Source organism: Breoghania sp. L-A4 (genome assembly GCF_003432385.1).
In the GTDB taxonomy this organism is placed as follows: domain Bacteria; phylum Pseudomonadota; class Alphaproteobacteria; order Rhizobiales; family Stappiaceae; genus Breoghania.
In genome coordinates this window covers 1879868-1894927 of sequence record NZ_CP031841.1, presented here as the reverse complement: position 1 = coordinate 1894927, position 15060 = coordinate 1879868, and the positions used below count along the sequence as shown (strand labels likewise).

The 15060-nt window shown below is 64.5% G+C and carries 13 protein-coding genes and 2 pseudogenes; 6 read left to right on the top strand and 9 right to left on the bottom strand.

Annotated elements, in window-relative coordinates; all coding sequences use genetic code 11:
- Positions 1-15: 15 nt before the first annotated feature.
- The 9 genes and pseudogenes from D1F64_RS08790 to apbC form a co-directional block, all read right to left on the bottom strand.
- Positions 16-708: a c-type cytochrome gene (locus D1F64_RS08790; protein WP_117412137.1), complete on the bottom strand. Its 693-nt coding sequence runs from the start codon at positions 706-708 to the stop codon at positions 16-18.
- Positions 705-1433, bottom strand: coding sequence for a WD40 repeat domain-containing protein (locus tag D1F64_RS08785; RefSeq protein WP_117412136.1), 729 nt, complete (start codon positions 1431-1433; stop codon positions 705-707). Before D1F64_RS08785 ends, D1F64_RS08790 begins: the two co-directional genes overlap by 4 nt.
- Before the next feature lie 96 nt (positions 1434-1529).
- Entirely contained in the window at positions 1530-2675 is a 1146-nt protein-coding gene (locus D1F64_RS08780) for a formate dehydrogenase subunit gamma (RefSeq protein ID WP_117412135.1), read from the bottom strand.
- 92 nt (positions 2676-2767) lie between these two features.
- Positions 2768-2941, bottom strand: a complete 174-nt coding sequence (locus D1F64_RS23235; protein WP_162901428.1) for a hypothetical protein — start codon at positions 2939-2941, stop codon at positions 2768-2770.
- Positions 2942-3317: 376 nt separating this feature from the next.
- Positions 3318-3917, bottom strand: coding sequence for a formate dehydrogenase FDH3 subunit beta (fdh3B, locus tag D1F64_RS08775; protein WP_117412134.1), 600 nt, complete (start codon positions 3915-3917; stop codon positions 3318-3320).
- A 14-nt stretch (positions 3918-3931) separates the two neighbouring features.
- Positions 3932-6828: pseudogene (locus D1F64_RS08770) on the bottom strand (formate dehydrogenase subunit alpha); the annotation flags it as partial.
- A 277-nt stretch (positions 6829-7105) separates the two neighbouring features.
- Entirely contained in the window at positions 7106-7300 is a 195-nt protein-coding gene (locus D1F64_RS08765; protein ID WP_117412133.1) for a twin-arginine translocation signal domain-containing protein, read from the bottom strand.
- Between the two features lie 324 nt (positions 7301-7624).
- Positions 7625-8035, bottom strand: coding sequence for a molecular chaperone TorD family protein (locus D1F64_RS08760; RefSeq protein WP_248304675.1), 411 nt, complete (start codon positions 8033-8035; stop codon positions 7625-7627).
- Positions 8036-8545: 510 nt separating this feature from the next.
- Positions 8546-9739 carry an iron-sulfur cluster carrier protein ApbC gene (gene apbC, locus D1F64_RS08755; protein ID WP_117412132.1) on the bottom strand — a complete coding sequence of 398 codons (1194 nt, stop codon included), beginning with the start codon at positions 9737-9739 and terminating at the stop codon, positions 8546-8548.
- A 479-nt stretch (positions 9740-10218) separates the two neighbouring features.
- On the opposite strand from apbC, the gene D1F64_RS08750 reads away from it, so the two are divergent.
- The 6 genes and pseudogenes from D1F64_RS08750 (at position 10219) to D1F64_RS08725 (ending at position 14885) form a co-directional block, all read left to right on the top strand.
- The gene (locus D1F64_RS08750) at positions 10219-10623 is read left to right on the top strand and encodes a BLUF domain-containing protein (protein WP_162901427.1); all 405 of its coding nucleotides are present in this window, start codon (positions 10219-10221) and stop codon (positions 10621-10623) included.
- 117 nt (positions 10624-10740) lie between these two features.
- Positions 10741-10812: pseudogene (locus D1F64_RS25375) on the top strand (hypothetical protein); the annotation flags it as partial.
- Between the two features lie 416 nt (positions 10813-11228).
- Positions 11229-11411, top strand: coding sequence for a hypothetical protein (locus D1F64_RS08740; RefSeq protein ID WP_162901426.1), 183 nt, complete (start codon positions 11229-11231; stop codon positions 11409-11411).
- A 236-nt stretch (positions 11412-11647) separates the two neighbouring features.
- Positions 11648-13645 (top strand): bifunctional 2',3'-cyclic-nucleotide 2'-phosphodiesterase/3'-nucleotidase, encoded by a 1998-nt coding sequence (locus D1F64_RS08735; RefSeq protein WP_117412129.1) that lies wholly within the window; start codon positions 11648-11650, stop codon positions 13643-13645.
- Positions 13646-13772: 127 nt separating this feature from the next.
- Positions 13773-14291 carry an NUDIX hydrolase gene (locus D1F64_RS08730; protein WP_248304673.1) on the top strand — a complete coding sequence of 173 codons (519 nt, stop codon included), beginning with the start codon at positions 13773-13775 and terminating at the stop codon, positions 14289-14291.
- A gap of 156 nt (positions 14292-14447) precedes the next feature.
- Positions 14448-14885, top strand: a complete 438-nt coding sequence (locus D1F64_RS08725; protein WP_117412127.1) for an NUDIX hydrolase — start codon at positions 14448-14450, stop codon at positions 14883-14885.
- The last annotated feature ends 175 nt before the right edge of the window (positions 14886-15060 follow it).

The following is a 15060-nucleotide window of genomic DNA, read 5'->3' as shown; positions in this document are numbered from 1 at the left end:
CCAGTAGAGTTGGTATCAGTTTGTACGGTTTTCGGAATTCAGCGCGCGACCCGTCTCGGTCGCCCGCTTGAGAAAGGCGATCAGGGCGTCACGCTCCTCGCGGGTGCGGATACGCTGCATCGGCATCTTCGATCCGGGCGTCACCACATCGGGCCCTTCATCGAACAGCCGGGCGATGGTTTCCTCGCTCCAGACGATGGTAGCGTCCTCGAGCGCCGGCGAATAGTGATAGCCCGGCAGCGTGCCCGCTTTGCGGCCGAACACCTTGTAGAGCGACGGGCCGGCGCGGTTGGCGTCATCCGGTGTCAGGGTGTGGCAGACGCTGCATTTGCGGGCGAACTGCCGTTCTCCCAGATCGTCGCCCGCGCCCTGATGGAACCGGCGCGGCACGGTGACGTCCACCGGCTCGAACGCCTTGCGCGGCGCGATCTGCCATGTGGCGACAAAATCGTCGAGCCCGGCGTAGAACGTCACCCGCGTGTCCGGCGCATCGGGCCTGTCGGGCGTGATCGCCAGTCCCCAGACCGGGCCGTAAGGGTTCTCGAAGCTTTCCTCCAGCGCCCAGTCGACGGTCGAGAACACCTGGATCTTGCCGTCGCCGCCGCCGCTCGCCGCCATCTTGCCGTCATCCGACAAGGCCAGAGACAGCACCGGGCGCTCGTGTTTGGGCAGCACCTTGGCGAGCTCGCCGCTTGTCACGTCGATCACCCGAGCGCGCCGTCAATGCCGCCGAACACGAGATGCGCATTGTCCGGCAGCGGCCTGAGCACGTTGACGCCCCAGCCGTGACTGTAGATCTGCCGCACGAAGCGGCCCGAAGGCGCGTCCCACATGCGGATCGTGCCATCATACGACCCGGTGAAGAGATTCCGCCCATCAGGCGAGAACCCCACGGTGTTGACGTTACCCCGGTGGCCCTGCAGCACGGCGATCTCGCGCGCCGCGTCCAGATCATAGAGCCGCGCCTTGCGGTCCCAGGACGCCGTCGCCGCATAACGTCCGTCCGGCGAGACCGCCACATCGAGGACCTTGTCGCCCGTGCCTTCGAAACGCTTCGCGATTTCACCGCGCGCCAGGTCCCAGATGGCGAAGGAGCCGTCGTCGGACACGGAAACCGCGCGGTTGTCGCCGGCGAAGGCCGCGTCGTTCACCGCCGCGTCATGGCCGATGAGCCGCTTCTCGATGACCGCCTCGTCCCCCTCGATCCGCCACAGGATGATGGCGTAGTCGAAGGAACCCGACAGCGCGCGGCCGCCGTCGGCCGACAGGGTGATGGACTTCACCGGACCGCCATGGCCCGCGAGCTTGTCCGGCCAGGCGCCGGCGGTGTGAGGCAGCAACACGCAAAGGCCCGCCGCTGTCCCGGCAAGGACGATGCGAAGCGCGCTCAGTGTGTTGCGAAGGATTCCAGCATGCTTGTCGATCAGCGCCATGACATACCCGACACGTTCCCGAAACGGGCGCCCCCGGGATGAAACAATCCGCGAGGCGCGCGCCGTGAAAGCGCGCGCCGCGGTTCTCGCGTCCCGCTACTCGGCCGGCTGCGCGGCGCCGGTGTTTGCCTCGCGTTCGGTCACATCCTCGACCCACAGATTGTGGTGTTCGCGGGCCCAGTTGAGATCGACCTCGCCGGACCCCATGGCGTCGAACGCGCCTTCCATGCCGACGGTGCCGATATAGATATGCGCGATGACAATGCAGATCAGCGCCAGCGCCACGATGGAGTGCCACAAGGCTGCAAGCTGCTGCTCCTGAATGGCGGCCAGCGGCGTCGGCAGCTCGGTTCCGGCCACCGTGTTGATCAGCGCGAAGGTGTCGGAAAACAGGCTCGTGGTGAAGGGAAACAGCAGCGCCCAGCCCGAGACCGCAACCGATGCGCCGCCCAGGATCACCGACCAGAAGATGATCTTCTGACCCGCGTTGAACTTGTGCGCGTCGGGGTGAACGTTCTTGGAGAACAGCCCGCCGCCCTTCATCAGCCAGATCAGGTCGAGCCGGTTGGGGATGTTGTGCCGCACCCACATGACGAGGACCATCACCAGCCCCGCGATGAAGGCGAAGGCGAGATAGTTGTGCAGATATTTGCCCCACAGCGTAATGGCCGAGAACGCGCTGTCTCCGATCACCGGCAACAGCACGTAGCGGCCGTAAAGCACGTTCAGCCCGGTGACGGCGAGAATGAGAAATGATACCGCGAGCAGCCAGTGGCCCATGCGTTCGATCGTCGCGAAGCGGGTGATCGTGACGCCTGATTTTCCGTGCTCGATGCGGATGCGGCCGCGCAGCGCGAAGAACAGTGCCAACAGCACGACGATGCCGAGAAGCGCCCAGGCTCCGTAGTTGGCCAGCGGCCCGTTGCGGAACGCACGCCAGTTGTCGCCCTCCGACTGGATCAGTTGGCCGGCCTTCTTGTCGGGAATCGACACCGTGCCCTGCAGGCCGCCGCGCACCGCGCGCCACAGTTCCGCATCCGAGGCGGTGCCGAGCGTGTCGCCGGGCACCTGCCCCTGCTCGGGGCTCTGCTGCAGCGCCTGCGGAACACTGGCAGGCTGCGCGAACGCCCGCTCGGCGCCCGCCGGCAGCGCCGCGAGAGCCAGCACGGATAGGATCAAAAGTGTCGCGCCCGGACGCAACGCCCGTTTCAACGCCGCCGAAATGGAAATGGTCCGATCCATGAGATCTCTCCTAAGGGCCTGAAACCGGCCTCTCGTCCCGTCATGCCTGCGGCTCGTGAGGACGCGATGGCGTCCGCGCCGCGGCAACAGGCTCAGAATTTCTGGTTCAGGCCGCGATGCTGAAGCTCGCGCCGTTGTTCGTCCGTCAGCGCCGTGTCGGGCTTGCCGCCGTAGACACCGGGCTCATAGGTCAAGGGCCGGTCCTGTTCGGACTCCCTGCAGCCCGCCAGTCCCAGGGCGAACACCGCCACCAGGAAACCGGCCATCACACTCCGTCCAACACCCATCTGATCGTTCACGTCCTTGTCTGGTCTGGTGACTTTTGTGCGGCCGTGAACCACGTCCGGTTCACGCATCCCCGATGCGCCGCGCGCTCACGTGCGCCGGTCCTGTGAAGCGCCGGACACTCGCGTCCCTGAGGCTGGCGTCGAAACGCCTGCCCGCCGGGTAGCTCATACCGTTAGGGAAGCATACCGCCGCCGCGCGAAATCGCAAGAACCGCAGCCCGCGCCGGACCTTGCCGCACCGGCCTGCGCACGTCGCGCCGCGCGGTCCGTTCGTTCAGCCACAGTCGTCGGCGAGGCGGCCCCGAAATCCGCTGGGGCCGCCTCGCGCGGTGTCGTGAGCAGGCGTGTTCCGCTTTTAGAACGCGCCGGCCTTCTGCTCGTAGGCGGTGCCCCAGCCCCAGGCGCCGGATCCGAAGCCGCGGGCGACAACGCGCTCGCGGTAGATCGCGGAGACGACGTCGCCGTCGCCCGCAAGCAGGGCCTTGGTCGAGCACATTTCCGCGCATAGCGGAAGCTTGCCCTCGGCCAGCCGGTTGCGTCCGTACTTCTGGAACTCGGCGGACGAATTGTCGGCCTCCGGGCCGCCGGCGCAGAAGGTGCACTTGTCCATCTTGCCGCGCGAGCCGAAGTTGCCCGCCTGCGGATACTGCGGCGCGCCGAAGGGGCACGCGTAGAAGCAGTAGCCGCAGCCGATGCACAGGTCCTTGGAGTGCAGCACCACGCCTTCGTCCGACTGGTAGAAGCAATCCACCGGGCACACCGCCATGCAGGGCGCGTCCGAGCAATGCATGCAGGCGACCGAGATCGACCGTTCACCCGGCTTGCCGTCCTGGATGGTGACGACGCGCCGGCGGTTGATGCCCCAGGGCACCTCATGTTCGTTCTTGCAGGCGGTGACACAGGCATTGCACTCGATGCAGCGCTCCGCGTCACACAGGAATTTCATCCGTGCCATGCGTTTTTCCTCCCTCAGGCCCGCTCGATACGACAGAGCGTGGCTTTGGTTTCCTGCATCTGGGTGACTGAATCGTAGCCGTAGGTCTGAGCCGTATTGGACGACTCACCCAGGACATACGGGTCAGCGCCCGCGGGGTATTTGGACCGCCGGTCCTCGCCCTGGAAATGACCGCCGAAGTGGAACGGCATGAAGGCGACGCCCCTGCCGACCCGTTCGGTCGTCATGGCCATGACCTTGACCTTGCCGCCCTCGGGACCGTGCAGCCAGATCATCTCGCCGTCGCGAATGCCCAGATCGTTGGCATCGCCCGGATTGATCTCGCAGAACATGTCCTGCTGCAGCTCGGCCAGCCACGGATTGGAGCGGGTCTCGTCGCCGCCGCCCTCGTATTCCACCAGACGGCCCGACGTCAGAATCATCGGGAAGTCCTTGGAATAGTCGATTTCCTGGATCGACTTGTAGGCGGTGGGCAGACGCCAGGCCTGCTTGTCCTCGTAGGTGGCGTATTTGTCGAGCAGGTCCCGCCGGTTGGTGTAGAGCGGCTCGCGATGCAACGGCACCGGATCCGGGAAGGTCCACACCACGGTGCGCGCCTTGGCGTTGCCGAATGGTGCGCAGCCATGCTTGATCGCCACCCGCTGGATACCGCCCGACAGGTCGGTCTTCCAGTTCACGCCGCCGACCTTGGCAGTGTAGTCCGACGGAATGTCGCCGGTCTGGGAGGTCTCGCCGACTTCCTCGGCGCTCGGCCGCTTGTCGATCAGGCCCGAGACCCATTCGATCGTGCGCCGCTCGTAGGCGGTCAGATCCTTGTCCCAACCAAGCTCCTGCAGCATGGCCATGGTGAACTCGGGATAGCCATCCTCGATTTCCGAACCGGCAGACCACGAGCCTTCGGCGAGCAGATTGTCGCCATTGCGCTCGACACCGAACCGGGCGCGGAAGGTAAGGCCACCTTCAGCAACCGATTTGGACGGATCGTAGAGGATCGGCGTGCCGGGATGCTTCATCTCCGGCGTGCCCCAGCTCGGCCACGGCAAACCGTAATACTCGCCGTCGCACGGCCCGCCATTGGCCAACAGCGTGGTCCGGTCGAAGGTGTGCTGGTTGGCCATCTGCAGCTTCATCCGCTCGGGCGACTGGCCCGTATAGCCGATGGTCCACATGCCGCGGTTGAATTCGCGGGTGATGTCCTCGACCAGCGGCTCGCCGTCGTTGACCTCGATGTGCTTGAACATCTCGTCAGCGAAGCCGAATTTCTCCGCGAACATATGCATGATCGTGTGATCAGGCTTGCTCTCGAACAGCGGCTCGACGATCTTGTCGCGCCACTGCAGCGAACGGTTGGACGCGGTGACCGAGCCGTAGGTCTCGAACTGCGTCGCCGCCGGCAGCAGGTAGACGCCGTCGGTGCGGTCGGAGAGGATCGCCGAGACGGTCGGATAGGGATCGACGACCACGAGAAGCTCCAGCTTCTCCATCGCCTCCTTCATATCCGGCAGTCGGGTCTGGGAGTTCGGGCATGGCCCCAGAACACCATCGCCTTGACGTTGTCCGGCTGGTCGATCTTGTCCTTGTCTTCCAGCACGCCGTCGATCCAGCGCGACACCGGAATACCGGTCGCGGTGATCATCGACTTGTCCTTGCCGTCCGTGTCCTTGACGACGGCAAAGCGTGCCTTCATGGACTCGAAGTCCACATCCCAGACGCGCGACCAATGCTTCCAGGAGCCCTCGGCCAGGCCGTAGTAACCGGGAAGCGTGTCCGCAAGCACACCCAGATCGGTGGCGCCCTGGACGTTGTCATGGCCGCGGAAGATGTTGGTGCCGCCGCCGGGTTTGCCCATGTTGCCAAGCGCCAACTGCAGCGCGCAATAGGCGCGCGTGTTGTTGTTGCCGTTGGTGTGCTGGGTGCCGCCCATGCACCAGATCAGGGTGCCGGGACGGTTGTTGGCCAGCGTCTTGGCGACGCGGCGCATCTGCGAGCCGGGAACGCCGGTGACCCGTTCGGTCTCTTCCGGAGTCCATTTGGCGACCTCGGCGCGGATCTCATCCATGCCCCAGACGCGCTGGCGGATGAATTCCTTGTCTTCCCAGCCGTTCTCGAAGATGTGCCACATGATGCCCCAGACCAGGGCAACGTCGGAGCCCGGGCGGAAGCGCACATATTCGCTGGCGTGGGCGGCCGTGCGCGTGAAGCGCGGGTCGCAGACGATCAGCGGCGCGTTGTTCTCTTCCTTCGCCTTGAGGACGTGCAGAAGGGAAACCGGATGCGCCTCGGCGGGATTGCCGCCGATGATCAGGATCGCACGCGAATTGTGGATGTCGTTGTAGGAGTTCGTCATCGCGCCGTAACCCCAGGTGTTGGCAACACCTGCGACGGTCGTCGAGTGACAGATACGGGCCTGGTGGTCCACGTTGTTCGTGCCCCAGAAGGCGGCGAACTTGCGGAACAGATAGGCCTGCTCATTGGAATGCTTGGCGGAACCGAGCCAATAGACCGAGTCCGGTCCGGCGGTGTCGCGGATCGACATCATCGTGTCGCCGATCTCGTTGATCGCCTGATCCCAGGACACGCGTTCCCATTTGCCGCCGACCAGCTTGGTCGGATACTTCAGCCTCCGTTCGCCGTGGGCGTGTTCGCGCACCGATGCGCCCTTGGCGCAGTGCGAACCCAGGTTGAACGGGCTGTCGAAGCCCGGCTCCTGGCCGACCCACACACCGTCCTGGACTTCCGCCAGAACCGTACAGCCCACGGAACAGTGGGTGCACACGGATTTGATCACATCGACCTTGCCGGTCGCAGGCCCCGCGGCCTCCGCCTTGCGCACCATCCCGCTGGACAGGCTCACCGCGGCGATACCGCCAACGGTCAGGCCTGAACGACGGAGAAATGCGCGCCTGTCGATGGCGCCGTTCGTCAGCTCTTGAAGGGCAGACGACAAGCGGGGCCTCGCGCAACCCCGTTCGTCTTCTTCCTGAGCATTCGCTCTCTCCCATTTTATTGCCCGTCGCCTCTTGAGCCGCGATCCGGAAATCCTTCCAAGGAGATTTCCTTCGCGGACGACGACAGTGCCCCTGAATTCCCCGGTTCAGCCGGCGCGGACACAATGTCCGCCGGGATGCCGGTCACGCGCTTTGTCCTGGGCCCGCGGCGGCTCGCACCGCCCGCGGCACCCGCTCGGATCAGAAGCGCGACGTCTCGTAGACCCGCTTCACGTGGTCCGTGAGCCGGTAACCGCCCGACTTCGTTTCGACGGCTTCCGCCGCCTCCACACCGCCGCCCGTCACCACGGCCGCACCACCGGCGACCGTGCCGAGTCCGGCAAGCTTGAGGAAGCCGCGACGATCCGTCTTGTGATCGTTCGCTGTGTCAGACATCCTCTATCCTCCTGCTGCGGAACGCTGGATCCAGCATTCCCTCTCGTTTCGGGAAACCGAGCGGCCTCCCATCGAAACCGGCCATCCGGGACACCTTCTGAAGGGTCCGGCGCCGGCCAGTCGGCCGCGATCATTCGACCATGTCGAACGCTGCGGCTTCTATCTCCAGAAATACCCGGCCCAACGCGCCGACAGGCGCGTAGAACCGGCTGCCGCCGGCCGCTTCCAGATCGCGGAAGAAATGAGGAGCCCAGGCAATGACATGCGCCTTGAAGAAGGCCTTCTGTCCCGACAGATCCAGGATGGGCCCGAAGCCTCCGGTGATCAGCCCGCCATCATGTCCATGACGGCGGCGACATGATCCTCGGGCTCCTTGACCGACGGGTCGCGCTCGATGCCGAGCTCGGCCATGCGGCCGCGCAACTTGGCGAGCGGCTTCTCGTTGAGAAATCCCGTCAGATAGTAGGACGCGTAGGGCAGCAGCTCGCCGCGCCCCACTCCGATGAACAGATCATGGTACTCGCGCGCCACGTCCGTATCGCGCGCACCGGCGGCCACGCGCGACAAGGCGCCCAGAGCCTGGCCCAGCTGCGATTCGTCACCGGGCAATTGCGCAAGGCTCTTGAGGGTGGACGCATCCGCCGGCGCCGCGAGCAGACCCGCTAAAAGCCCGTAAATCTGGGCCCGGGTCACATCTTCTTCGGTTGCTCGGCGATCAGATGCAGGTTCGGCCATCTTCGCTCCATTGGTCTTATTGCGGAGATTTACGCACGTATTTCAACACCGTGCAATTGTTTTTGTTTTCGCGCTGCAGCAGCCTGACCCATCGTCAAAGTAGTTTTGTCGGAATGCGTACAATGCAATAAGTTGAATATAATACTCCAGTTTTATTATTACTGATGGACGCCAGAAAATTGCGATTCTGTACAGCGCCATCCACTTGTTCGATAGCCGAACGCCGGTCGATTACCGCGAAAACAGGTCATGCTATGCGATCTGGCGTGAATTTTGATCTAATTCAACTTTGGATGCGCAAAACATCGTTTTTCGCACAAAATTGCATGGCGCATCGCCGGCAATGACGCTGCCGCGCATGGAATAGCGGGAATGGGGGATCGGCGCTTGGACACAAATAGGTGATCGGAACGATTTCGGCGCGCGTTCATCCGCGGCGGCAGCGCGCCACGCCGGAAATCGAGTCGGGTGCAGCGCGAAAGGGCACCGCGTGCGATGCCCCCGTCGTGCCTATTCGTAGACGATCGCAGGGGCGGCGTGGGCCGTCTCCTCGCGGTTGCGTTCAACCTCCGCCCAGACCTTGGTGGCGATCTCGCGGTAGAGTTTGGCGTGCGGTCCATCGGGATCGGAGACGACCACCGGCGTGCCGGCGTCCGACTTCGACCGGATGTCCATGTGCAGCGGCACCTCGCCCAGGAACGGCACGCCGAGCTTCTCCGCCTCGTTGCGCGCGCCGCCGTGGCCAAAAATGTCCGAACGCTCGCCGCAGGAGGGGCACAGGAAGTAGCTCATGTTCTCGATGATGCCGAGCACCGGCACATCGACCTTGCGGAACATGTTCAGCCCCTTGCGCGCGTCAATCAGCGCCAGGTCCTGCGGCGTCGAGACGATCACCGCGCCGGCCAGCGGCACCTGCTGCGCCATGGTCAGCTGGGCGTCGCCCGTGCCCGGCGGCATGTCGACGACGAGCACGTCGAGTTCGCCCCAGGCGACCTCGCGCAGCATCTGGGTGAGCGCCGACATGACCATCGGTCCGCGCCAGATCATCGGCGTTTCCTCATCCACCAGGAAGCCCATGGACATGACCTTGAGGCCGTAACCCTCCAGCGGCTTGAGAATGCGGCCCGACACCGGCTCGGGACGGCCGGTGATGTGCAGCAGCCGCGGCATCGAGGGACCGTAGATATCGGCGTCCAGCACGCCGACCTTCAGTCCGTTGGCCTGCAGCGCCAGCGCCAGGTTGACGGCCGACGTCGACTTGCCGACACCGCCCTTGCCCGAAGCGACCGCGATGATCGCTCCGATGCCCGGCACGCCGGGCTTGTCGGCGGGCTGTTCCTGAGCGTGACTGTGTCCGCGCGCGGCCATCGGCGGCGGTACGGCGCCCATCTGCGCCTTCGACGGCGCGGGGCGCGCCTGTCCGGACGGCTGGGACGCGGCGCCCTGCCCGGCCTTCTTTTCCGCCGTCAGGGCAACCATGACCTTGCCGGCGCCCGGAAGGTCCGCGACCACCTTTTCCGCGGCCTGACGCAAAGGCTCAAGCTCCTGCGCGCGTTCGGCCGGCACGGTGATGGAGAACACCACCCGTCCGTCGGAGACGAACACGTCCGACACCAGCCCCAGCGACACCAGGTCGCCTTCCAGATCCGGCCCCTTCACCCTGCGCAGGGCGTCAAGCACCTGTTCCTTGGTCACATCGGCCATCGTTTCTCCCGTTTCATCCTGTCACCGGCTCGCGCAGCCGTCCGGCTTTCGCCCGGCCTGTTGCCCGAGCCTGTTGTCCTGCACGCCCGCTCGCGCTGGCATGCCAGTTCGGTGCCGCGTAAACTAACCGCGGATTGCGCGCGGTCAATGTCCCATCCGGCGACGGAGCGCCGCGCGCATGGTGTTTGTGTTCAGGCAGAACATGGGAAGGCGGCAAGCGGGCTGCCAGAGGCGGCTGCACGCAGTCCCTCCTACGAAACAGTACGATCCTGCGCTTTTCGAAAAACCCGCCTAAACTCTCAATCACTCCGCCGGAGCTGTCCCTCGGTTTTTCACGATGTATTTCGGACGCCCGCGGTGCGATCACCCTGCGCGACACCATGCGGACCGGCGCCACCGGGACGCGGGATTCTTCCGGAGTTCGTCATGCCCGCCATCCAATTGTGCTTCAGGAGCCGCGCCGTCGCGATCGGCGATCCGTGCTCCTCCGACGACTGCGCCTCAAACGCATCCTCGCCAGCGCCCGTCAGCGCAACGCACTGAATGACGTCTCCGGTGCGCTTCTGATGGCGGACGGATACTACTTCCAGACTCTTGAAGGTCTCGCGGACGCGGTCGACACGATTTTCCACAGCGTGGAGCGTGACCACCGCCACAGCGACGTCACGCCGCTGCGCCGCCGCACGCTGACAAACCGGTTCTTTCCAGGCCGGCCCCGTATTTCTCCCATATACCAACAGCGCGGGCCCGGCCAGAGCCCGCGCTGGGACGCGCGCGTCAAGGACCCGCTCGCCATCGACGGCGCGGATCTCACCGACATCTTCGGACAATTGGCTCAGGATGCCGAGCACCGTCGCGCCCGTGCCGACGCGCTGCTGCTGTGAGCCGTCCCGGCCGCAGGTTCCCGATCACCGACGGCCGGGTGCATTCCTTCAGCGCCCCTTGGTAACAGAGAACCGGCGCATCGCCTCCAGCGTCTCGGCGCTGACGTGTTGCTCCATGCCTTCGGCGTCATCGGCGCGACCGTCATGCCGCACGCGGTGTTCCTGCATTCCGGGCTGACCCAGCACCGCGCCGTCGCCGTCGACGCTCCCGGCCGGCGCTGAACTTCGTCCTGCTGGCGCTGACCTTCGGCATCGACGTTCCGGGTCTGAACCAACTCTAAAACGCGCCACAATCTGAACGGCACGATACGCGATGACGGAAGTGCGGGGACAAGACCCGCTCTCATGCCGTCCGCATCCGTTCCGGCATGCGTTGGAAGACGGTTCCGGGCGCTTCAACTGCATCTCAAATCCGTCTCGAAATCTTCTCAAATCCATCGCGAATTCGTGTCGAATACAGCGAAATTTGAAAGCCGTATTAGCGCGCCGGCGATCACGCGATCTCACTCAAACGTGCATCAGTGTGACCAGCGCCTTAAGGAGCGCGAAAGCACCGGCGTCCGATTTTCCGTGCGGGGGATCGCTTGGAAAGCAAAGGAAAGCTCATGGACATCGGAAGCGCGACCAGTTCACTCGCATCGTCGGCCTCGGCCTCAATCTCCACCGCCCAGCAGACGCCGAAGCAGGCGCCGCCACCCACCGAGACAACCGAGACGCAAGCCGCTCCGTCGGAGGGCTCCGCGCCCACAGGTCCGGGGACCGGGAACAAGCTCGATATCTCCGTCTGATGTGAATGCGAACTACGGGAGGCGGCCGGCATCGCGGCGGCCTCCCGATCCCGGCCCCGCCGTTGCTATCTGCTTTTTCAAAAACCCGATTTCCGCTTCGCGCCGCCACACCTGCGTCATAACCGGGCTGCACAGTTTGGAGTGCGGTCTCTCGGCCCGCCGGCTGTCTGGCGTGGACAACTGCGCGCCGCGCGCCGTCGACGCCGGACTGAAAATCACCGATGAGGAGTGGTTGCATGCAAGAATCGCCTATCCTTTCTCCGGACCCACGAATCTCGTTCTCCCGCCGCGCCCTGCTGACGGGAGCCGCCGCCACCGGAGCCTGTGTCTTGATGCATCCCTTTTCGGCCCGGGCGCGCGAAAACACGGCGCATCTGCGCATCATGGAAACGACGGACCTGCACGTTCACGTCTTTCCGTACGACTATTATTCCGACAAGCCGATCGACACTGCGGGCCTGGCCCGCACCGCCGCGCACATCCGTCAGATCCGCGCCGAGGCCACCAATTCCGTGCTGGTCGACAACGGCGATTTCCTCCAGGGCAACCCGATGGGCGACTACATCGCCTATGAGCGCGGCATGAAGCACGGCGAGATTCACCCCGTCATCAAGGGCATGAATGTCTTGGGCTTTGACTGTTCGACGCTCGGCAATCACGAGTTCAACTACGGGCTCGATTTCATGCTGAAGGTGCTGGACGGCGCGAATTTTCCGTTCGTCTGCGCCAATCTCTCCAAGGGCACCCTGTCAGCCTCGGCGCGCAACGACGAGCTGTTTCTCAAGCCCTACGTGCTCATCGACCGGCAGATCACGGACGGGGCCGGCAATGCTCATCTCGTGAAGATCGGCTTCATCGGCTTCGTGCCGCCGCAGATCATGAACTGGGACCGCCGCCACCTGGAAGGCAGGGCGATGACCCGCGACATCGTGCAGGCCGCCAAGGCCTGGGTCCCGGAAATGAAGGAAGCCGGCGCCGACATCATCATCGCGCTGTCGCACTCGGGCATCGACGCCACCGCCTATTCCGAAGGCATGGAAAACGCGGCGCTTCATCTTGCGGCGATCGACGGCATCGACGCGATCATGACCGGCCACCAGCACCTGGTGTTTCCGGGGCCGGATTTCGCCGATCTGCCCGGCGTCGACGCGCAGGCGGGAACGCTGTTCGGAAAACCCGCCGCCATGGGCGGCTTCTGGGGTTCCAACCTCGGGCTTATCGATCTGATGCTCGAGCAGGACGGCGGCCGCTGGAAGGTTGCCAGCTTCACCACGGAAGCGCGCGGCATTTATCATCGTGACGGCCGCAAGGCCGAGCCGCTTGTGACCAGCGAGCAGGATGTGCTCGACGCCGTGCGCGCCGATCACGAGGCGACGCTCGCCTATGTGCGCCGGCCCGTGGGCCGAACTTCCGCGCCGCTGCATTCCTATTTCGCGCTGGTGGCCGATGACCCGTCCGTACAGATCGTTGCCCGCGCGCAGATCTGGTACATCACCGAGATGATGAAGGGCACCGAGTGGGAGGGCCTGCCGGTGCTCTCCGCCGCGGCCCCCTTCAAGGCCGGCGGACGCGGCGGGCCGGACTATTACACCGACGTCGCCCCGGGCCCCATCGCCATCAAGAACGTCGCCGATCTCTACCTCTACCCCAACACCGTGCGCGCGGTGGCGATCTCCGGCGCGATGGTGAAAGAGTGGCTGGAGATGTCGGCCGGCATCTTCAACCGGATCGCGCCGGGCAAGACGGACCAGATGCTCATCGACGCGGACTTCCCCAGCTACAATTTCGATGTCATCGATGGTGTGACCTACGAGATCGACCTGACGCAGCCGGCGAAATACGGCGCCGACGGCAGCCTGGCCGATCCCAAGGCCAATCGCATCGTCAATCTCAGCCACAATGGCGCGCCCATCGACATGCGGGCGACCTTCATCGTCGCCACCAACAATTATCGCGCCGGCGGCGGCGGCCATTTTCCCGGCATCGAGGACGATGTCGTGGTCTTCGTCGGCCCCGACACCAACCGCGACGTGGTCGTGCGCTATATCGTCGACCGTGGAACCATCAATCCCGAAGCCGACGCCAACTGGTCCTTCGCGCCGGTGCCCGGCACCACCGTGCTGTTTGAAACAGGGCCAGGGGCGCGGGCGTTCATGGACGACGTGAAGGGCGTGGCGATCGAGCCGGCGGGCGACGGCGCGCGCGGATTCGCCCGCTACCGCATCACGCTCTAGGACATTCCGCGGCTGGCGCGCTCCGGCAGACCTTTGACCCTTGATCGGCAACAAGGAATCGCGGCTGATACAGGGCAACGCGCATTGATAAGCGCTGGAAGTTTCGGTATGTGACGATGCGTCAGCTATGCGCCCGCTGCTGCGGTATTTCATAACGGCGGCGCACAGCGGCCCTCTGCCTTTGATGGGGAACCATTGGTCCGGACCAACAACCGGCGACACCACAAGCGGTATGAAACAGAAGAGACAATATGCAGCGCTGCCATTCCGGGTCGCTGAGGATACTGTCGAGGTTCTGCTGCTGACCAGCCGCGGCACGGGACGCTGGATCCTGCCGAAGGGTTGGCCCAAGAAACGCATGGCACCGCACAAGCTGGCGATGCTCGAAGCCTTCGAGGAAGCCGGCGTGAAGGGCACCATCGCCAAGCGGGCGATCGGCCACTTCCACTATGTCAAACGCATGGAAAGACGCCCGGATGTGCAATGCCGGGTCGCGGTCTTTCCCATGCATGTAAAGATGGTATTGGCCCAGTGGCCGGAAATGGATGAGCGGCAACGGTCATGGATCAGTCTGACACAGGCGGCCGGCATGGTTGAAGAGGCTGAACTCTCCACGATCCTGGAGTCGTTCAGCCCGCCACACTGAACGCGCCGTGCCGTGTCGTCGCGGCCGATATTTTCTCGTCCCGATGCGCCTTTCGCATCCGGTTCCTCGCCCAATGCGCCAATCCGAGGCACTTCGTTGACCGACACACGATCAGAAATCTTGAAAGTCGTCTCCGCCGTGCTGAGACCCGGAACAATGCGGCCGCAGCGCTCGTCGCTCAAGCATGCCCGCCAGTACGCGGCGCTGCCCTATCGCCTGCGCGAAAACGGGGACATGGAAATTCTGCTGGTGACCAGCCGCGACACCGGCCGCTGGGTCATCCCCAAGGGCTGGCCGAAGAAGCGCATGTCGCCACACAAGCTTGCCTTGCTCGAGGCCCATGAGGAAGCGGGCGTGCGCGGCAAGATCGGCAAGGACCCGATCGGCATCTTTCGCTACACCAAACGGATGGACAAGAAGCCCGATGTCATCTGCCACGTCAGCGTGTTCCCGCTGAAGGTTCTGACCGAACTGAACAAGTGGCCGGAGAAGCATGAACGCGAGCGTCGCTGGATGACCCCGGCCGAGGCGGCCGAACGGGTGTCGGAAGACGAATTGGCGGCGATTCTCACGGGTTTCAAACCAGCGGCCTGAGCCTCTCCTTTCCCCGCCCACGTCCCTCAATGCGTAATTCTGCGGGCTAATTCCCGGTTTTCCGCGCGTTTTTTGCCGCTTGGCGACGAACGGTTTGTCATCAGCGCGTCACACTTCTATGACGGTGCGCAGATCCGGCCGCCCTGGAGAGTTCAGGTCGCGGTCGCAGGCGGAG